Here is an 18,936-nt window from a genome sequence, read left to right as displayed (position 1 = left end):
TCTCTCTCAGACTCGATCAGCGGGTGGGCGGACCGGTGATCCGGCCCGCCCACCCGCTCGAGGGATTACTTCGCGAAGCGCGACTGCAGGCTGGCGAGCGCGTCTTCCATGCTCGTCTGGCCGGTGTAGACGCTGACCAGCTCGGTGGGCATCGCGGTGGCGACCTGCGTCCACTCCTCGGTCACGCGCTGGGCGGTCGAGCCGTCGAATCCGGCCGTGAACGCGGCGGTCAGGTTGTCCTTCGTCTCCGCCGGCAGCGAGTCGAAGTAGAGGTCCTGGCTGTCGAGCTGCGCGGGGTAGCCGCCCTGCTCGGCGATGACCGCCTGCGCCTCGGGACCGGTGAGGGCGCCGAGCACCTTGAGCGCGGCCTCCTTGTCCTCGCAGGAGGCGGAGATGCCATAGCCCGAGCCGAGCGCGACGCCGTAGGGGCCGTCGTCGCCGGAGGGGATGCGGACCGCGCCGCCCGTGAAGGCGTTCTCCGGGTCGGTGTAGCGGGTGGCGTTCCAGGTGCCGTCGATGATCATCGCCGCCTGGCCGTTCTCGAACTGGGTCGGGTCCCAGGTCGTCTCGGATGCCGAGGGGACGGCGTTCGACACACCCAGGTCGGTGACCAGCTCGCCGTACCAGCTGGCCGCTTCGACGAAGTCGGGGTTGGTCAGGTCGAGCTCGCCGTCCTCGTTCACCGGCTGCAGGCCGGAGGCGGCCATCGGCAGCGAGAGCCACTGGAACTCGTCGATGGAGACCGCGAAGCCCTTCACGCCGGTCTTCTCGGTGATGGTCTTCGCCGCGGCCTCGAAGTCGTCGACCGTCCACTCGTTGGTGGGGAGCTCCACGCCCGCCTGCTCGAACAGGTCGGCGTTGTAGAAGAGGAACATCGTGGCGGTGTCGTACGGCAGGCCGTACAGGTTGCCGTCGGCCTCCATGACGCTGAGGGCGCCCGGGTTGTAGTCGTCGCGGGAGATGCCGGCGGTCTTCAGGTCGTCGTCGGTGAGCGGCGCGAAGGCGTCGGTGTAGCCGGTGAGGCGCTGCCCGTTGATCGCGGTGACGCAGGCGATGTCGCCCGATGCCATGTTCGCGTTGAGCTTGGTGAAGAAGTCCGCCCACGGAGCGGTCTGCAGCTCGATGGTGATGTCGTCGCCGACGACCTCCTGCGCGACCGCCATCTGCGCCTCGAGCTTCTCCTGCGACTCGGTGTCGCCGGCCCACATGTTCCACGTGATCGTGGTGGTGCCGTCGGCCGAGTCCGAGCCGCCACCGGCACCGCAGGCCGTCAGGCCGAGGGCACCGATCGCTACCATCGCGCCGAGCGCGACCGTCCTCTTCTTCTGCATGTCATCTCCCTGTTCGTCCGCGCCAGTGCGGCATCGGTTGAGTCGTGGTCATCCGGGTCGAAACATCCGATGTTCCGCCTGAGGGCGACACTAGCGTCTCGAGAGAGGAAAAGAACGACGCTGTAACGCGTTTGTTACATTGATCGCAGTTAGTTTGACATATAAGTTCAAGAATCGGAGATTAACGGAGTTCGCGGACGCGACGGTCGACGGCGGCGGGGTCCAGCAGCTCCGCGAGCATGAGAACGGCGGCACCCCGGGCCCCGCCCTCCCACCCGGCCGTCGACTCCACCAGCTCCAGTCCGCTCGTCGACATCGGCAGGCAGAGGTCGTAGACGCTCGACCGTACGCCCGCCACGAACGCCTCGGCGGCCGACAGCGCGCCGCCGATCACAACCCGGTCGGGGTTGAAGAACCCCACCAGGGTCGCCACCACCGCGCCCGTGCGCAGCCCCGCCTCGCGCAGCAGCCGCGCCGCCAGCGGGTGCGCATCGCGGGCGTACTCCGCCACGTCCGACACGTCCTCGACGGGCAGGCCGTCGGCTGCGAGCGCCGCGACGATCGCGCGGCCGCCGGCGACGGCATCCAGGCACCCGAAGCGCCCGCACGAGCACAGTGTCTTCGGGCCGTCGGCCACGGCCGTGTGGCTGACGTCGCCCGCGAGGCCTCGAGCCCCGCGATGCAGGCGGCCGTCGGCGATGATGCCCACCCCGATGCTCGACCCGGCCTTGACCACGATCATGTAGGGAGAGCGACGGCCACCGACCACGTACTCCCCCCAGGCCATTGCGTTCGCGTCGTTCTCGGCGATCACCGGGACCCCGCTGATGCCCCGGAGGATCGCCGCCGCATCGATGCCGTTCCACCCCGGCATGCGCGACGGCGAGATGACCCGACCGTCGGGCGAGCCGACCGGACCGGGGAGCGACAAGCCGATGCCCGCGAGCTCGCGTTCGGGGAACTCCGCGCCCATCGACAGGATCTCCTCGTGCATGCCGCGCAGCACGGCCTCCGGCGGCCGGGAGATGTCGGTGGCGATGCGCTTGCGGGCGAGGGGCTCACCGGCCGTGTCGCAGAGCACCAGCGTCGCGTGCCGAGCACCGAGATCGACCCCGGCGACATAGCGCTGAGCGTCAGCGACCGTGAGCGTGCGGGGCCGCCGTCCGCCTCGCGAGCGCCCCTCGCCCGATTCGGTGAGGTAGCCGTGGGTGATGAGCTCGTCGATGCGCAGGGTCACGGTGGAGGGCGCGAGGCCCGTGAGGCGCGAGATCTCGGCGCGCGAGGAGGCATAGCCGTCCCGCACGAGCGTCAGGATGCCGCCCGCGGACGTGAGGTTCGAGAAGTCGGTCATTTCGGGGTCTGCAGCCGTTCGTTCGAGTTTCAGTCGAAGTTAGCATCCGCCCCGACGGAAGCCGAGAGGGGGTTGACACGGAGCGACACCGCCCCGTGGCCGACCCGCAGGGTGGCGGATGCGGTACGGTCCTGACCGAGGGCCCGACCCGATGCCCCGCGCCCGCCGCTCTTCCGAGGAGACCCGTGCCCCCTGCATCCGCTCCGCTGTCCCAGCCCCTGCCCGGGGCCTCCCTGGCGCAGGCGATCTCGCGGTACGTGCGGAGCGCGACGACCTTCGTCGGCCGCGCCTCGAAGAGCGAGTACTGGTGGGTGATGCTCGTCCTGCTGCTCGTCGGGGCCGTCCCCGGCGCGATGCTCACCGTCGGTCTCGTGCGCGGCATCGCGCACCGGTTCGAGAGCTCGGAGCCGGTGCAGATCGGCGCCGAGGGCAGCCGTGAACAGATCGGCATCGCGGGTCCGGGCATCCTCGAGGAGCCCACCGCGGCGGTGCTGATCCCGCTCGGGCTGGTCCTCCTCGCCCTGCTCTGGCTCGTCACGCTCGTCCCGACCCTGGCGCTGTCGTGGCGCCGCCTCCACGACGGCGGTCTCGCGGGGCCGTGGTTCTTCCTGTCGCTCCTCCCCGGCGTCGGCGGGCTCTTCCTCATCGTGCTGATGCTCCAGCCGTCCAAGCCCGAGGGACGACGCTTCGACGCGGCGGCGCCGCCCGACGCGGCCTGACACGCGCCGCCACCGCGAGAATCCGACCGCTCACTCGTCTCTCTTACAGGGGCGTTCCGTCCCGCACGTTCAGACCGGGGGGAAGGGACGAACTCATGAGCGAACACGCGACTCTCGCGTCGTGGCAGGCGTTGACGGCTCCGTCATCCGCGGCGGAGGTCCGCTTCCACGTCCGCGCCGACGCAGCCGCCGTCGCGGACGCGGTCGAGCGGATCGTCGCCGGCGGCGACCATGGCGACCTGCAGATGGACGACGAGCGCCAGCGGATCCGTTTCCGCGCACGACGCACGATCTGGAACTGGGAGCGTGAGATCGGCGTCACCACGACACCCATGCGGCGCGGATGCGATGTGCACATCGCCCTCGACGTCGCGCCGAACCGGCCCTCGAGCCCGCACGACGCCGAGAAGAACGCCGCGGCGGTCGAGCAGCTGCGGCGGCAGATCGAAGCGATCCTCCGCTGATCCGACGCCGCACCGTCAGATTCCGGCATCGAGATCGTCAATAGTTATGGGTGCCGAGTCTCGGTCTCAGGCACCCACCCCGATCACCCTGATCGGGGGAAACCTGGCGGGTGGCATGGGGGTGTCGCCCGCCGCCGGTGGCCGGCATCCCTTGTCTGCGGGTGTCGGCCACCACCATGTCGCCGTGCAGACGCCGCGCCGCATCCGAGCGGATGCCGTGTGGCGACGACCGGCCTCGGGGATGTGAGGCCGGCCGTCAGACGTGTGCGGAGAACCCGCCACGTCACTAAGGAGACGTGCGATCGCCCGGATTCTGTCGCCGGCGCGGGCGGGGAGATCTCCCCATCGCCGCGCGCCCGGCGCTCCCGCTATCCTCAGGCGCATGACTCTGGCTACCGTGCAGCACCAACTGTCCACGCCCGACGGGTTCGCGAAGGCCGTCAGCGCGCGAAGCGCCACCTTCGGCATCGGCCTCACCAGCCTCCTGCTGGGTCTCGGCGGCATCGCGATGAACCTGTTCCAGCTCGGCTCCGCGAGCGACTGGAGCTGGCGGCTCATGTTCCGCTACTTCTTCGACGCCCAGGCGATCGAGTTCTCGGGCAGCCGCGCCGGCCGGGCGGAGGTCTGGCGGTTCCTGTACGTGTACGGGCCCCTGGTGCTCATCCCGCTCGGCATCATCCTGCTCGTCGTGCACGTCGCCACGCGGCGGTCGGCCGGCGCCGCCCTGTTCGCCGACTTCCAGGCGCGCGGCTGGGTGGGCAAGCAGCGCTACACCGGCCTCAAGGTCAAGAACGGCAACAACGACGTCGACACGGTCTTCATCTCGCACCCCTCGATCCCCGACGAGACCTTCGACTCGATCGCCCTGCAGTACCAGACCCAGATCTCGGCGCTCGACAAGAAGGCGCTCAAGGCCGCCGCTGCCGCCGCCGTGAAGGCCGGCGCGCTCAAGGGCACGAGCGCCGCCGCCCTCGCACCCGGCCTCCCTGCCGAGGTCACGGTGGCCCCGGTGCAGGGCAAGGGCGAGTTCGCCGTCGTGGTCCCGCCCGCTCCGGGCACGACGGGCAAGTACCGAGTGCTGCCCCTGAAGGGCTAGTTCTTCCTCTCCGTCGAGGAATTCGGCGAGCGGGCGTCAGATTCCGGACGCCCGCTCGTCTTTCTTTCTGAGGGATCAGTCGGTTTCCTCATCCGCGCGGCGATTCCAGGGGAGTCTCTCGCGTGAAGGGGGCGGAGTGTGGTGCGCCGCCCCCTTCTCTCCTCCCTCGAGCGAAGTGGTGTGTCGATGCCCGTGATGTTGGACGAAGCCCGTGCACGTTCTCTCGCCTCGGCCGGCTCCGCCCGAGGTCGCGACGAGCTCACGCCCGCCGACCCCCACCCCGGCGAGGCCGCGTCGACGCCCTTCGCGATCGGCAGCCCGTCCGGCGAGTCGCGCCGCGAGCGGCGGTTCCTCGGCGAAGACGTCTTCCTCGAGCTCGGCGCCGCGATCGCCTCGGGCGTCCTCCGCGACGGCGATGTGATCCGCGACCGCGAGCTCGCCGTCCGCATGGAGATCTCCCGCACACCGGTGCGCGAGGCCATCCTGCGCCTGCAGCAGCTGGGCCTGATCGAGATCTCCCCCTCGCGGCGCACACGTGTCGCCGAGCTCACGAACGGCGCCGCACGCGACGCCCGGCGCTGGGCCGGCTACTGCGGAGGCATCGCCGCCCGTGAGGCCGTCGACCGGCTCACTCCGGCGGATGCCGAGGCGGCGATCTCGCGCGTCCATGCGCTCCGCGCGGCGCTCGACGCCCCCGCGGCCGCGGCCACGGCCGCCCTCGACCTGCTGACGTTCCTCGCCGCGCGCGCCGACTGTGCGCCCCTGCACGCCGAGGTCACCGAAGGACAGTTCGCGCTGGTCCGCGCCCTCCGACGGATGCCCCTCGCGATCGAGGAGCGCGCGGCCTCCCGCGACGCGTGCCAGGCGCTCGTCGACGCGGTGATCGCCAGCGACGGCGACGCGGCCGAGGCAGCGATGCGCGCGATCTTCGGGGTCCGCTGAGACGCGAGCGCGTCACTCGTCAGGGCTGGTCCGGGAATCGCGCAGACCCCGGTCCGCCTGAAGGTCCGGCTCGTCGGATCGGTGCCGCCTTCGGAGAAAGACCGCCGCGGCGCCGGCTGCTCCGACCAGGAGCAGCGCGAACAGCCCACCGATGACGAGCAGTCGGGGTGCCGGCGCCACCGTGATCTGCGCATCATCGACGCCCTGGATCAGGTCGGCGGCGGCCGTGCGAATGATGGGCGACGCCGAGTCGCCGACGTAGACGCTGATGACCGCCGTCGCGCGCCGTTCCTCCGCAGGGATCTCTCCGACCTGCGCCGGCACCGAGAGCACGGTGAGTCCGGATGCGAGCGTGAGGTCGTCCCAGATCACGCCCTCCTCGTCGAGCGCCCCACCGCCGGCTGCCTCGGGCTCCACGTACGCGGGCGGCGACAGCACGACGCGGACGAGGACCGGCGCTCCGCGGTTCTCGATCTCCGCTGTGTACGTCAGCGCGTCGCCCGGGGCGACCCCTTTCGTCCCACTGCTGAGGCTGATCGAGAGGTCGGGGGTCGCGTCCTGGTTCGAGACGGACCACGTTCCCATCATTCCGATCATCGGCAGCACCAGGGCGACGAGGGCGACCCCGCGCCTCATTCTGCGACGCCTCGTCGAGCACGGCCACGGACGAGCAGGATGGTTAGACCAGCCGACACCGCCATCAGTGCGATCGCGAGGCCTCCGCCCACGATCCAGCCATCGAGCCCGGTGACCGCCAGCGGCGACACCGTGGGCTGCGGCGGCGGCGTCGTGGCCGCGGGAGTCGGAGGGATCACCAGATCCGTCATCACGGCGCAGACCTCCCCGCATGCCCCGCCGTCTCCGGCCACGACCGTGTTGTCGAGCTGTCGATCGCCCGCCGGCGGAGTTCCCACGGTCACGCTGTATGTGACCTCCACGGTGTCATCCACTTCGAGCGGCCCCTCCCACGAGAGCACCGGCTCGTCGTAGGTGGCGCCGCCGGTGGCGTCGTCGTTGTAGATCGCGTCGTCGAGCACGTCGGCGAGGTCGTCCGTGAAGCTGGCCGGGTTCTCGTCCGAGTAGGGCACGGCACCGATGTTGCGGACCGTGATCGTGTACGTCACCACCTGCCCCGGCGCGGTCATCGCGGTGTCGACGGCTTTGTCGACCGTGAAGGCGGCGATCGGCGTCTCCGTGACGCAGGCGTCTTCGACACAGCTTCCGGCATCGCCCGGGACGACGGCGTTGACCAGCTGCAGGTCGCCCGTCGGCGGAGCGTCGACGGTCACCGAGTAGGTGAGCGTGACGCTTCCCCCGACCGGGATGGCGAGCGACCACGACAGCACCGGCTCGGCGTAGACGGCGCCGTTGCTCGCATCGTCGTTGTAGGTCGCGTCGTCGAGCACCTCGGTGAGGTCGTCGGACACCGCGGCCGGAGCATCCGCCGTGAACGCCGCGGCTCCCGTGTTCGTGACTGGGGAGGGTCGAGTGGGGAGCAGAATGCCCCCACATAGAGATTGACGAGCGGCCTGTCCGAATCGGTCGCGGATTCGCGAAAAAACTCGCGCGCTCGTCGCCGGGTCTCTCAGCGGGAGATCGTGCCGGAGGACGTGCCCTTCAGCTGACTGCCGTGCTCGGCATCCCCGTCCACCACCAGCGTCCAGGGGATGTCGTCGCCGCCTGCCGCGTGCCGGACCTCGAAGACTCCGCCGCGGGGGGCGGCGGACGCCGTCGTGCACGAGACGGCATCGTCCTCGACGATGCAGCTCCACCCCGCGGGGGCCGTCACCGCGTCGACCGGTGTCGACAGCTCGATGCGCAGGGTGCGCACGGTCCACGACTCCCCCTGCAGCGAGAGGTCCACCAGGAACCGGCTGCGATCCGGAGCCGCCGACTCGGCGGAGACCACCAGCTGCCCGTCCGGCTTCGGCGCGAAGATCCAGGACTGGGTCAGGTAGGTGATCACCAGCACCGCGGTGAGTACGAGAGCGCTCCCCGCCGTCGCGAGCGTCGCCGCCGTGCGACCCCACCGCTCCCAGACGCCTCCTTCCGTCGCGGAGGACGGATCGGCCGGTGCCCCTGGGTCCTCCGTGAGGCTCCCCGAGCTCTCGCCGGTCGCCTCGCCGTCGTCGCCGCCGTCGAGTTCCGCGGCCTCCGCGCTCCCCGCGGGCCCGGTGAGTGCGAGCGCTCCGGCGAGCGGCACGGTGCCCAGCGTGGCGAGACCGGCGAACCGCGACCACGACCGCCGGCAGTGCGGGCAGGTGCGGTAGTGCTCGCTGGCGCGATGCGCCTTGGTCTCCTCGGGCGTGTCGCCGACCGCCTCGGGAAGCTGCTGGGCCGCCGCGATGCAGTCGGGACGGCCGTCCTCCTCCAGCAGGATCCGCAGCGTCGAGCGGCGGAGATTGCCGCGCGCTCGGCGCGACAGCGAGTAGATCGCGGCCGCCGGACGCGCGAGGTGCTCCTCGAGGTCGCGGGGCTTGCGGCCCTCCAGCACGGTGGCGATCAGCACGCGCTGCTGATCCTCCGGCAGCTCGGCGAGCGCCCGACGGACGATCGCGAGCTCGGACTCGATCTCGAGCTCGCGGATGCGGGGGTCGGCGTGCGAGACCGGCTCGTCCACGTGGTCGAGGGGGGCGACCTTCGATCGCGGGGAGCGGAAGTCGTCGCGGATGCGGTTGCGCATGGTCTGCGCGATGTAGGCCGGCACGTTCTCCGTCGGCCCGGTGCCCTCCGACCACTTCGCGAGCACGACGAGGAGCGCCTCTCCGAGCAGGTCGTCCGCATCGTGCGTGATGCCGGCGATGCGCTTCGCCGTCAGAGCGAGGGTGGGCAGCACCTGGGCGAAGTACGCTCCTGCGGCTGCCCTGTCGCCGCTCGCGGCGGCACGGACGAGCTCCTGCAGGGCTTCCCGCTGGGCGTCCGGAGGCTCGTCCAGCCCGCCCTGCGCGGGGGTGGAGAACGCGTTCGTCATCGGAGACCTCGTCGAGTCACGGCCGGGGGCGGCATGGCGAAGCCGCGCCGCTCGACCGGCCACGATACACCGATGGACCCGCTCGCGGGGGATAAACCTTCGTCTGAGGTCGATCTGTGAGCAGCGAGAGCAGGCGGAGTGGATGTCGCGACGTTCGGGCGTCACTCTATAGACGGACGGGGATGCGGAATCGGTCGCGGGCCGCCCGGTCCCTCGCCGGAACGTGCGCACGGTGTCAACCCCTCGCCCGGTGTCGGCGGGGCGCCCTACGGTGTCGGGTATGACGATCGACACCGAGGCGGGCGCCGAGAGCCCCACCCGCCTGCGCAAGGCCGTGACCGGACCCCTGCTGTTCGCCTTCATCCTCGGCGATGTGCTGGGCGCCGGCATCTACGCGCTCATGGGCGTGCTGTCCGAGAAGGTCGGCGGGATGCTGTGGGCCCCGCTGCTCCTCGCGCTGCTGCTCGCCCTCCTCACCGCGGGCTCCTACGCCGAGCTCGTCACCAAGTACCCGCGCGCCGGAGGCGCCGCCGTCTTCGCCGAGCGGGCCTTCCGCAGCCCGCTCGTCGCCTTCCTGGTCGGGTTCAGCATGCTGGCCGCCGGGGTGACCAGCGCCGCAGGGCTGTCGATCGCCTTCGCGGGCGACTACCTCAGCACCTTCATCGATCTGCCGACGATCCCCGTCGCCATCGTCTTCCTCGCGATCGTCGCCGCGCTGAACGCGCGCGGCATCCGCGAGTCCCTCGGCGCGAACCTCGTGATGACGGCCATCGAGCTCAGCGGGCTCGTCATCGTCATCGTCGTGGTGGCGGTGTTCCTCGGCGGCGGCGGGGGCGACGTCTCGCGCCTCGCCGAAGCCCCCGAGGGCTCCAATGTCGCCGTGGCCGTGCTGGCCGGCGCCGTGATCGCGTACTACTCCTTCGTCGGCTTCGAGACCTCGGCGAACATGATCGAAGAGGTCAAGAACCCGCGCCGCACCTACCCGCGCGCACTCTTCGCGTCGCTGCTGACGGCCGGCGTCGTCTACCTCCTCGTCGGCATGGCGAGCTCGATCGCGCTCCCGGCATCCGAGCTCCAGGAGTCGACCGGCCCGCTGCTCGCCGTGGTGGAGGCCACGGGCGTCAACATCCCGTCGTGGCTGTTCAGCCTGATCGCCCTGATCGCGGTCGCCAACGGCGCGCTGCTGACGATGATCATGGTCAGCCGCCTCACCTACGGCATGGCCGAGCAGAGACTGCTGCCGAGCGCGCTGGCCCGCGTCCTGCCCAAGCGCAAGACGCCGTGGGTCGCGATCCTCACCACGACCCTCGTCGCCATGGGGCTCACGCTCGTCGGCGACCTCGAGACCCTGGCGAACACCGTGGTCCTCCTGCTGCTGTTCGTGTTCCTCAGCGCGAACGTCTCCGTGCTCGTGCTGCGCCGCGACAAGGTGGAGCACGATCACTTCCGCGTCTGGACCGCCATCCCCGTGCTCGGCATCGCCTCGTGCATCCTGCTCCTCACCCAGCAGCCGCCGCTCGTCTGGCTGTTCGGCGGGATCCTGCTGGCCGCCGGCGCGGTGCTCTACGCCGTGACGCGCTGGAGCCGCCGCCGCTCCGAGAAGGACGCCACCGCTCACAACGAGAAGGAGAACCATGAGCACGCCTGACGACATGACCAGCGAAGAGAAGCGCCACGATCAGCTCACCGCCGCTCCGGACGCGACGGAGGCCGACGCGGCGCCTCGCATCGAGGTCGGCGAGCACGACGGCATCACGCGCATCGACATCGCACCCGACGCCGAGGTCCGCCCGGGCCCCGGACCGGGAATGCCGGAGGCCGACGGCGAGTAGCGGCGGCTAGAGCCAGCCCTTGCGCTTGAACACGGCGTACAGGCCGACCCCCATCACGATCATCAGGCCGATGGCCATCGGGTACCCGAACGCCCAGTGCAGTTCGGGCATGTGGTCGAAGTTCATGCCGTAGACCGTTCCGACGAGGGTGGGGGCGAAGAGGATCGCCGCCCAGCCGGAGATCTTCTTCACCTCGTCGTTCTGACGGATGCTCAGCTCCGTCATCCGCCGCATCTCGTCGTTCTGCCGTCGTGCGACGATCGTCGACTCGACGGTCAGCGCGTTGTCGAGCACGGCGCGGAACGTGGTGACCTTGTCGGCGATCCGGAGGGTGTGGTCCAGCACGTCCCGGAGATACCGCTGCAGCTCCTCGTCGACCCGGTACTTCTCCGAGCCGCGCAGGAGTCCCTCCAGCATCCCCGTCAGCGGCTGCGTGGCGCGCTGGAAGTCGATGACCTCGCGCCCGAGTTCGTAGATGCGCTGCGTCGCGTCGGCATCGTCCTCGAAGAGCTGGCTCTCGATCTCGTCGATGTCGTTCTCGAGGCCGGCGAGCACCGGCGAGTACTCGTCGACCACCTCGTCGAGGATCGCGTAGAGCACCGCCTCGGGCCCGTGCCTCAGCAGCGCCGGGTCGCCTTCGAGCCGTCGTCGCACCCGGCCGAGGTCGGGCGACTCCGCGTGACGGATGGTCACGACGAAGTCCGATCCGACGAGCACGTGCACCTCGCCGAACTCCACCTCCTCGGCCTCGTCGAGGTAGCGCGCGGGCCGCAGCACCATGAAGAGCACGTCGCCGTAGCGCTCCAGCTTCGAACGCTGGTGCCCGGAGAGCGCGTCCTCCACGACGAGGCTGTGGATGCCGAACTCCTCGGCGACCTCGCGGATCTCCAGCGCACTGGGGCGGTAGAGCCCGATCCATCCCATGCCGCCCCGCTCGCGCAGGGTCTCGAACGTCTCGCTCAGGCTCGCGGGGTTCTCGGTGCGCACCCCGTCGACGTAGATCGCGTTGTCGACGATCGCCATGGCGTCTCCTTCCGGGCAGCGGCGTTCACCGCCGCGAGATCGACCCTCCGCGGGTCACTCGACCGGAGGAGCCACGCAGGCGATCGCACTGTCGGCGATGCTCTGGTGGTACTGCTCCGCCGTGAACGGCAGACCAAACTCCGGAGCGGTCTGCCCGTCTGCGGCGGGCACCTTCGACGCGATCGCGGCGAGCTCCCAGGCCAGCGCCTGCGGGATGCCGGCGCCCTGGGTCGAGTTGTTGAGCACGACCGCGACCGTGAACCCGGTTGCCGGGTCGGCATAGGCGGCCGTGGCGTACCCGGGCGTCCACCCCTGCTGTCCGATCATCGAGCCCGCGAGATAGCCGCCGCCGGTGGCCTGGTACCAGGACGCGGCGCCGGCGTACGCCGGAAGGGGCGAGCCGAAGCGGTCCGGTGTCTCCTCCGTGCGGAGCGCCTGTGCGGCCTCGGCCTGCACGTACCGGCCGAGGTCGGCGATCGTGGAGACCACGCCCGAGTCGGTGAAGCCCGTGCTGGACGACATCGTCGTGATGTCGACCGGGGCGGCGCAGGCGAATCCGCCCTCGACCGCGTTGAGGTAGTGACCCTTCAGGACGGGTCCGTCCGACGGCGGTGCGGCCTCGGCGCCGGGAAGCGCGGTCTCGGCCAGACCGAGGGGCTGGGCGACGTACTCGTCGATCAGCTCGGATGCCGACATGCCGGAAGCGCGCTCGAGGGCGAGGCCGAGCAGCAGGTACCCCGCATCCGAATCGCGGAAGGTGGTGTGCGGGGCGCTGCGCTCCCGGGCCAGGCCGTAGCCGGCCAGCTCGAGCGGCGCCCACTGGCGTGCGGGGGTGTTGAACCACGACGCCCGGACGGTCTCCTCCGAGGAGCCGGTACCCGCGGTCCCGTTGCACAGGTCGAGGAGCGTGATGTCCTGCATGTCGGCGACCCCCGACACGTAGTCGGGCACGGGGTCGCCGAGCTCGAGCACGCCCTCGTCGGCCAGGGCGTAGAGAACGTCGCACGTCATCAGGCGCGTGATGTCGGCGATCCGGAACGACATGTCGGCCTCGACCGGTTCCTCGCCTCCGGGCTCCTGGGTGCCGACGCCGGTCACCCACTGCCCGCTCCACGGCACCCAGACGCCGACGATCGCGCCCGACGAACCGGAGGCGGCGATGGCGTTGTCCACGGCGGCCTGCATCGCGGCGATCGTGTCGTCGGGCAGAGCGCCGTCGACCTGCTCGGGCGGGGTGTAGGTGAAGGTCTCCTCGGCGGAGCAGCCGGTCAGGACGAGAGCGAGCGCGGCCGCGCCGGCCGCTGCGGCGCGCGCACGGCGCGACGAGAGAAGCTGCATGAAGGAAACCCCCGGGGATGTGTCTCCCGAGTCTAGAGCGCCGATCCTGAAAGACGACATCGGGGCGCGGCATCCGCCCCACGCCGTAGGGTGTGGACGTGCCCCACATCTTCGATGACTCCGTCACGGCCGCCGTCCTCCACCACATGAACGACGATCACACCGACGACAACCTGCTGATCGCCCGCGCTTTCTCCGAGCCCGGGGACAGCGAGATCACCGGCGCGGTCATGACGGGCTTCGACGGCGACGCCGGCACGTGGACGGTCAGCCGCGGCGAGGACGAGACGGTGCTCGTGGTTCCCTGGCCCAGCGGCTCCATCACGGAGCGCCCCGAGGTGCGCCGCGAGATCGTCGCCCTGTACGACGCCGCCTGCGAGCGACTCGGCGTCGAGCCGCGCCCGCACGCCTGAATCGGAGCCGCCCACGCGCGGTTCGCATCCGGAATCCGCGGTTCCCTTGAAGGTTAGGCTTCCCTTACACTGGGGCCATGCCCGAGATCCTCTCCTTCTCCGCCGCCCTGCGCGAGCGTTCGTCCGGATCGCACTCCCGCAGCGAGCACGCCGGCTTCATGTCCGACCTCCTGAAGGGAGAGGGCTCGCGCGAGGACTACATCTCGCTCGTCGCCCAGCACTACTTCATCTACGAAGCGCTCGAGAGCACGGGCGACCGCATGCGGCAGGACCCGGTGGCGTCCGTCTTCCTCAGCGACAAGCTCACCCGCCTCCCGGCGCTCGAGGCCGACCTCGCGTTCCTGATCGGCCCGGACTGGCGCGAGCGCATCACCCCGCTGCCGACCACGCAGCGCTACGTGGACCGCATCCGCCAGGTCGGCGCGACCTGGGCCGGCGGCTTCGTCGCCCACCACTACACGCGCTACCTCGGCGACCTCTCCGGCGGCATCTTCATCGGCCGCGTCATGGCCCGCCGCTTCGGGTTCGAGACGAACGGCATCGGGTTCTACCTCTTCGACGACATCGCCGACCCCTCCGCGTTCAAGGACGTGTACCGCGAGCAGCTCGACGCGGCCCCCTGGGACGCCGCCGAGCGCGAGCGCGTGATCGACGAGGTGCTGCTCGCCTACCGCTTCAACACCGAGCTGTTCGAAGACCTCGACCGCGCCCGCGTCGCCGCCTGACGCGGGGCTGCGCCCTTCATCTCGCTGCGCGGTTCCTGAGCGAGGAGCGCAGCGACGAGACGAAGGGCGCTCAGGAACCGGGAGGCCTCAGGTCTTCGGGAGCTGGGGGGTGGATGCCGCGAGCCAGGCGTCGCGCATGAAGCGGCGCACGTCCTCGTCGACGCGGATGTCGCTGGGGCGGAGGGGACGCGACAGGTACAGCCCGTCGAGCGAGGTCAGCCGACTGAGTGCGACGTAGGTCTGCCCCGGAGCGAACGCGCCCGAGCCGAGGTCGATCACGGCCCGGTCGTACGTCTTGCCCTGGGACTTGTGGATCGTCACGGCCCAGGCAAGCCGCAACGGGAACTGCGTGAACTCCGCGACGACGTCCCGCGTGAGCTTCTTGGTGTTCGGATCGTAGGCGTAGCGGAACCGCTCCCAGACGGCGGGTTCGACGTCGACCTCCTCGCCGTCGATGTCGACGCGCACGGCGCCGCCGAGGATGCGCGTCACGGTGCCGATGGTGCCGTTGACCCAGCGGGGCGGCTCCCCTGACATCGCGGTGTCGTTGCGCAGGAACATCACCTGCGCGCCCACCTTGAGCCGCAGCTCCGACTCGGCGGGGAGGGACGCCTCGCCGCGGCCGAAGTCGCCGCTCACCTCGGCCCGGGCGGTCTGCTCCTTGCCGGGCAGAGCGGCGAGGTGGCGGCTGTTGATGCCGTTCACGATGTCGTTGCGCGTCGCGAGGGTGATCATGGGCACCTCCCCCGGCTCGGGGTCCGGAGGCGTGCGAGCGCCCTGGGTGTTGAGGATGCCGGCGATCTCCGCCGTGACCCGGCCGTAGCGGACGGCGTTGAGCATCGCCTTGAACCCGTCGTCGGACTGCCGGTGGATCTGCACGAGCTCCCGCACGTGCAGCTCGGCGCGCGTGTCGACCTCGAACAACCCCTCCTGAGGCGATGAGCTCGATGCGCCCGTCCATACATGGGCGTCGAAGAACCAGAACGAGCGGTAATGGTCCTTCACGTACCGGGCCTCGTCGCCGCGCGGCGGGACCGGGGCGAGCTGGTACGGGTCGCCGAACATGACCACCTGCACGCCGCCGAACGGCTCGCCGCGGCGCCCTCGCGCCTGACGGAGCGACCGGTCGATGGCATCCATCAGGTCGGCGTTCACCATCGAGATCTCGTCGATCACCAGCGTCTCGATGGCGTTGAGGATGCGACGGGTGGCGTCGTTCTGGTCGATGTCGCCGTCGGCGATGAGCCCGATCGGGAGCCGGAACAGCGAGTGGATCGTCTGGCCCTCGACATTGAGCGCGGCGACCCCCGTCGGGGCGCAGATGGCGATCTGCTTCTTCGTGTTCCAGGCGAAGTACTGCAGGAGCGTCGACTTGCCCGTACCCGCCCGACCGGTGATGAAGACGTGCTCGCTCGTGTCCTCGATGAGGCGGAACAGCTCTTGCTGCTCCTCGGACAGGGCGGGAAGGGACACGGATCTCACAGAGGGAAGACGGACGGATGCGGGCGCCCCACCATGCTACGTCCCGGCATCCCGCGCGAGCCCGCGCCGCTCGGCGTCGTCCCAGGACGCCCTCCTAGAATTGCCGCATGAACGGGGCGGAGACGAAGGCGCGTCGGCGCTCGCGTCTCGGCGTCGACCTGGCACTGCTCGGCCTCGTCGGCGTGCTCCTCATCGCGGCCCTCGGCGCCGGCGGCGCCGTGCTCTACAAGGACTTCTACGGTCCATCGGCGTTCGTCACGCGGTACCTCGATCTGCTCTCCTCCGGACGGGCGGCGGACGCCCTGCGCGTCCCCGGTGTCGCCGTGGACCGCGAGACCCTGGAGACGGCGGGCATCGACCCGACGGCATCCGAAGCCCTCCTGCGCCGCGCGGCCCTCGGCCCGCTGACCGAGGTGCACGTCGACGCCGAGGAGTCCGCCGACGGCGTCACCGCCGTCACCGTGAGCTACGAGGCGGGCGGGCACCCCGGCCGCACGACGTTCTCGGTGACGCAGGACGGCTGGGAGGGCGTCACCCCGCGCTGGCGCTTCACGCAGAGCCCGCTCGCGGTGATCGAGCTGACGGTGCGGGGCGCCGACCGCTTCGCCGTGAACGGCTTCGAGGTCGATCGGCGCCAGGTGTCGGCGGCGGGCATCGACGCCGCACCGCTGGACCCGCTTCCCCTGCTCGTGTTCACCCCCGGGCTCTACTCCGTGACGGTCGACACCGCCATCTCGCACGCGAGCGGCCACGGCGTGCTCGCCGACACCCCTCTGGCGGTCACGCCGCTCGACGTGCAGGCCGAGCCGACCGACGAGTTCCTCGACGTGGTGCAGCAGCGCGTCGAGGAGTTCCTGACCACGTGCGCCACGCAGCAGGTGCTCCAGCCGACGGCCTGCCCCTTCGGGCTGCAGGTGCGCAACCGCATCGCGAACCTGCCGACGTGGTCGATCGTCTCGCACCCGGCCGTGACGCTCGAGCCGGACGGCGCGGACTGGCGCATCCGCCCGGCGGATGCCGTCGCTCACGTCGAGGTCGAGATCAAGTCGCTGTTCGACGGGTCGATCGAAGAGGTCTCAGAAGACGTGCCGTTCCAGGTCGACGGCACGATCACGATCCTCTCGGACGGCTCGGTGTCGATCCGGGTGGGCTCGCCGGACGACGCCGGCGAGTGAATCAGCGCTGCTCGGCGCGGAGCTTCTCGCGCTCGGCGCGCATGCGGTCGCGTTCGGCGAGGGCGGCCAGTCGGGCGTTGTAGTCCTCGAGCTCGGCGTCGCCGGTGCGGTCGGCGTGCCGATCACGGCGCTTCTGCAGCTTCGTGTCGCTGCGGCTCCACTGGATGGCGACGGTGATCGCGAGGATCAGCGTGGGGATCTCGCCGATCGACCAGGCCACGCCTCCCCCCGCGTACTGGTCTTCCATCGGCGTGGGGCCCCAGGTGCGGCCCATCGAGCCGAACCAGTCGGCCACCATCAGGCCCTCTTGCATCATGATCGCGACGCCGAAGAACGCGTGCATCGCCATCACGGCGATGAGGGTGATGAGGCGCCCCGGATACGGCAGACGGTACGGCACCGGATCGGCGCCGATCAGGCTCATCACGAACAGGTACCCCGAGATCAGGAAGTGCGCCACCATCCACTCGTGACCGAGGTGCTCGTACATCGACCAGCGCACGAGGTCGGTGAAGTAGAACGCCCACAGCGACACGATGAAGATCGCCGCCGCGACGAACGGGTGCGTGACGATCCGCGCGAACGGCGAGTGCACCGCCCACATGATCCACTCGCGTCCGCCGCGAGTGCCGTCGTCGCGCTTGTGGATGGCGCGGAGCGCCAGGGTGATCGGCGCTCCCGACACGAGCAGCAGCGGGATCGCCATCGACAGCATCATGTGCCCGAGCATGTGCACGCTGAAGAGGTACTCCTGGTACGCGTTGATCGGCCCGCCCGTGACCCACACCAGCAGCAGCATCCCGAGCACCCAGAAGATCGTGCGGTGGATCGGCCAGCGGTCTCCCCGGCGGTGCAGCCGCCACACGCCGGCGAGGTAGAAGAACAGCCCGAAGCCGGCGGCCACCAGCCACAGGATGTCGAGGTTCCAGGCGGTGAACCAGCGATCGATCGTGAACTCCGGCGGCAGGGCGGAGCGCGTCAGCACCTCGGCGGGCGTCTGCGCGAAGGCCGCCTCCTCCCCGGTTGGCGGCGGCGTGCGGGCGAGAGCGGCGGCCGCGCCCGACGCGAGACCCATCAGCGCGACCTCGCCGAGCACCAGCAGCCAGAACCAGCGCGCCGGGCGCTCTCCCCCGAGCTTCGGGATGAGCCGCGCCCGGTACCAGACGCCCAGCAGGCCCATCGCGCACAGCAGCACGACCTTCGCGAGCAGGATCGCGCCGTACGGCGTCCACAGCTGACTCCAGTCGCCGAGGGCCACGATCGAGCGCGTCACGCCCGAGACGGCGACCACGACGAACGCCGCGATCGCCAGAGACGAGTACCGGCTCACGAGGCGGCCGTCGCTCACGCCCGCGCGACCGCGCAGCAGCACCAGCAGGAGCAGGCCGCCGAGCCAGACCGCCGCGCCCACCGTGTGCAGGAAGATCGAGTTGACCGCGACCGTATGCCCCGAGAGCTCACCGGAGTGGCCCTGCGTCGCGAGCGGGAGGAAGGATGCCGCGGCGAGCACAGCGGTCAGGAGCGTGGGGGTCCAGCTGCGCCAGGCGAAGGCCAGCACCGTGATCACCGAGCCGAAGATGGTCGTGATGAGCCACGACAGCCCGAGTTCCGTCTCGAGGAGGTAGCGGCCGAGCTGCGCGCCGAACTCCCGCTCGATGCTCAGGCGGGGGTTGAACGCCGCCATGAAGGTGAGGAACGCCGTGAAGCCCGAGCAGACGGTGAAGACGGCCGCACCGATCGAGGCGATGTTGAGGGCGGTGTCGAACGGCTTCTCGCCGCTGCGGAGGGCGAACAGCGCGAGCACCAGCGAGCCGAGCATGGCGGCGGCGGCGAGGTTGGTGACGAGCTTGACGATCGGCGTCGCCCACATCACGAAGGGACCGGGATCCTGCAGCAGCAGCGGTGCGGCGCCGCCGCCGACGAGCAGCGACGCGACGACGCCCACGAGCGAGGCCGCCGCGAGGATCGCGACGCCGGCGAGGCGGTACGTCGCGCGCGGTCGGGTGGTCGCGGCGCGGGAGTTCACCCCTCAAGCCTAAGCCGCGGCATCCGCCCTGGCGCACGGCTGCGGGCC

The 18,936-nt window shown here is 70.6% G+C and carries 19 protein-coding genes; 10 read left to right on the top strand and 9 right to left on the bottom strand.

What is annotated here, in order from left to right:
• Positions 1 to 65 precede the first annotated feature (65 nt).
• Together AB3M82_RS08485 and AB3M82_RS08480 are read right to left on the bottom strand one after the other, a co-directional pair.
• The gene (locus tag AB3M82_RS08485; RefSeq protein WP_412957040.1) at positions 66 to 1,331 is read right to left on the bottom strand and encodes an ABC transporter substrate-binding protein; all 1,266 of its coding nucleotides are present in this window, start codon (positions 1,329 to 1,331) and stop codon (positions 66 to 68) included.
• Between the two features lie 181 nt (positions 1,332 to 1,512).
• Positions 1,513 to 2,682 carry an ROK family protein gene (locus tag AB3M82_RS08480; RefSeq protein WP_412957039.1) on the bottom strand — a complete coding sequence of 390 codons (1,170 nt, stop codon included), beginning with the start codon at positions 2,680 to 2,682 and terminating at the stop codon, positions 1,513 to 1,515.
• A gap of 185 nt (positions 2,683 to 2,867) precedes the next feature.
• Between AB3M82_RS08480 and AB3M82_RS08475 the strand changes: the two genes are divergently transcribed.
• The 5 genes from AB3M82_RS08475 (at position 2,868) to AB3M82_RS08455 (ending at position 5,903) form a co-directional block, all read left to right on the top strand.
• Complete coding sequence (locus tag AB3M82_RS08475) at positions 2,868 to 3,401, top strand: DUF805 domain-containing protein (RefSeq protein WP_412957038.1); 534 nt, start codon at positions 2,868 to 2,870, stop codon at positions 3,399 to 3,401.
• Positions 3,402 to 3,496: 95 nt separating this feature from the next.
• Entirely contained in the window at positions 3,497 to 3,865 is a 369-nt protein-coding gene (locus AB3M82_RS08470; protein ID WP_412957037.1) for a hypothetical protein, read from the top strand.
• 46 nt (positions 3,866 to 3,911) lie between these two features.
• Positions 3,912 to 4,112: a hypothetical protein gene (locus AB3M82_RS08465; RefSeq protein ID WP_412957036.1), complete on the top strand. Its 201-nt coding sequence runs from the start codon at positions 3,912 to 3,914 to the stop codon at positions 4,110 to 4,112.
• A 135-nt stretch (positions 4,113 to 4,247) separates the two neighbouring features.
• Entirely contained in the window at positions 4,248 to 4,961 is a 714-nt protein-coding gene (locus tag AB3M82_RS08460) for a hypothetical protein (RefSeq protein WP_412957035.1), read from the top strand.
• Positions 4,962 to 5,147: 186 nt separating this feature from the next.
• The gene (locus AB3M82_RS08455; protein WP_412957033.1) at positions 5,148 to 5,903 is read left to right on the top strand and encodes a GntR family transcriptional regulator; all 756 of its coding nucleotides are present in this window, start codon (positions 5,148 to 5,150) and stop codon (positions 5,901 to 5,903) included.
• A gap of 12 nt (positions 5,904 to 5,915) precedes the next feature.
• Here the strand turns inward: AB3M82_RS08455 and AB3M82_RS08450 are convergent, their stop codons facing one another.
• The 3 genes from AB3M82_RS08450 to AB3M82_RS08440 all read right to left on the bottom strand — a co-directional run bounded on the left by AB3M82_RS08450 (position 5,916) and on the right by AB3M82_RS08440 (position 8,874).
• Positions 5,916 to 6,539, bottom strand: coding sequence for a COG1361 family protein (locus AB3M82_RS08450; protein ID WP_412957031.1), 624 nt, complete (start codon positions 6,537 to 6,539; stop codon positions 5,916 to 5,918).
• Positions 6,536 to 7,330, bottom strand: coding sequence for a DUF7927 domain-containing protein (locus AB3M82_RS08445; RefSeq protein WP_412957029.1), 795 nt, complete (start codon positions 7,328 to 7,330; stop codon positions 6,536 to 6,538). The genes AB3M82_RS08450 and AB3M82_RS08445 overlap by 4 nt, the downstream gene beginning before the upstream one ends.
• A 158-nt stretch (positions 7,331 to 7,488) precedes the next feature.
• Entirely contained in the window at positions 7,489 to 8,874 is a 1,386-nt protein-coding gene (locus tag AB3M82_RS08440) for a sigma-70 family RNA polymerase sigma factor (protein ID WP_412957027.1), read from the bottom strand.
• A gap of 280 nt (positions 8,875 to 9,154) precedes the next feature.
• On the opposite strand from AB3M82_RS08440, the gene AB3M82_RS08435 reads away from it, so the two are divergent.
• Together AB3M82_RS08435 and AB3M82_RS08430 are read left to right on the top strand one after the other, a co-directional pair.
• The gene (locus AB3M82_RS08435) at positions 9,155 to 10,522 is read left to right on the top strand and encodes an APC family permease (protein WP_412957025.1); all 1,368 of its coding nucleotides are present in this window, start codon (positions 9,155 to 9,157) and stop codon (positions 10,520 to 10,522) included.
• Positions 10,509 to 10,706: a multidrug transporter gene (locus tag AB3M82_RS08430; protein WP_412957024.1), complete on the top strand. Its 198-nt coding sequence runs from the start codon at positions 10,509 to 10,511 to the stop codon at positions 10,704 to 10,706. Before AB3M82_RS08435 ends, AB3M82_RS08430 begins: the two co-directional genes overlap by 14 nt.
• Before the next feature lie 6 nt (positions 10,707 to 10,712).
• On the opposite strand, the gene corA is transcribed toward AB3M82_RS08430, so the two are convergent.
• Together corA and AB3M82_RS08420 are read right to left on the bottom strand one after the other, a co-directional pair.
• A complete protein-coding gene (corA, locus tag AB3M82_RS08425) occupies positions 10,713 to 11,729 on the bottom strand; it encodes a magnesium/cobalt transporter CorA (protein WP_412957023.1) in 1,017 nt (338 codons plus the stop codon).
• Positions 11,730 to 11,783: 54 nt separating this feature from the next.
• Positions 11,784 to 13,067, bottom strand: a complete 1,284-nt coding sequence (locus AB3M82_RS08420) for a serine hydrolase domain-containing protein (RefSeq protein ID WP_412957021.1) — start codon at positions 13,065 to 13,067, stop codon at positions 11,784 to 11,786.
• A 98-nt stretch (positions 13,068 to 13,165) separates the two neighbouring features.
• Here AB3M82_RS08420 and AB3M82_RS08415 point away from each other — a divergent pair, with 98 nt between their 5' ends.
• Positions 13,166 to 13,480 carry a DUF2470 domain-containing protein gene (locus AB3M82_RS08415; protein WP_412957020.1) on the top strand — a complete coding sequence of 105 codons (315 nt, stop codon included), beginning with the start codon at positions 13,166 to 13,168 and terminating at the stop codon, positions 13,478 to 13,480.
• Positions 13,481 to 13,557: 77 nt separating this feature from the next.
• Positions 13,558 to 14,205, top strand: a complete 648-nt coding sequence (locus AB3M82_RS08410; RefSeq protein WP_412957018.1) for a biliverdin-producing heme oxygenase — start codon at positions 13,558 to 13,560, stop codon at positions 14,203 to 14,205.
• Between the two features lie 87 nt (positions 14,206 to 14,292).
• Here the strand turns inward: AB3M82_RS08410 and AB3M82_RS08405 are convergent, their stop codons facing one another.
• A complete protein-coding gene (locus tag AB3M82_RS08405) occupies positions 14,293 to 15,678 on the bottom strand; it encodes an ATP-dependent DNA helicase (RefSeq protein ID WP_412957017.1) in 1,386 nt (461 codons plus the stop codon).
• Positions 15,679 to 15,794: 116 nt separating this feature from the next.
• Here AB3M82_RS08405 and AB3M82_RS08400 point away from each other — a divergent pair, with 116 nt between their 5' ends.
• The gene (locus tag AB3M82_RS08400; protein WP_412957016.1) at positions 15,795 to 16,862 is read left to right on the top strand and encodes a hypothetical protein; all 1,068 of its coding nucleotides are present in this window, start codon (positions 15,795 to 15,797) and stop codon (positions 16,860 to 16,862) included.
• Between the two features lies 1 nt (position 16,863).
• On the opposite strand, the gene AB3M82_RS08395 is transcribed toward AB3M82_RS08400, so the two are convergent.
• The gene (locus AB3M82_RS08395; protein ID WP_412957015.1) at positions 16,864 to 18,888 is read right to left on the bottom strand and encodes a bifunctional copper resistance protein CopD/cytochrome c oxidase assembly protein; all 2,025 of its coding nucleotides are present in this window, start codon (positions 18,886 to 18,888) and stop codon (positions 16,864 to 16,866) included.
• Positions 18,889 to 18,936: the final 48 nt, after the last annotated feature.

It is taken from the genome of Microbacterium californiense (assembly GCF_047246625.1).
In the GTDB taxonomy this organism is placed as follows: domain Bacteria; phylum Actinomycetota; class Actinomycetes; order Actinomycetales; family Microbacteriaceae; genus Microbacterium.
The sequence above is the reverse complement of the archived record's forward strand: the minus strand, read 5'-3'. Positions and strand labels throughout refer to the sequence as shown.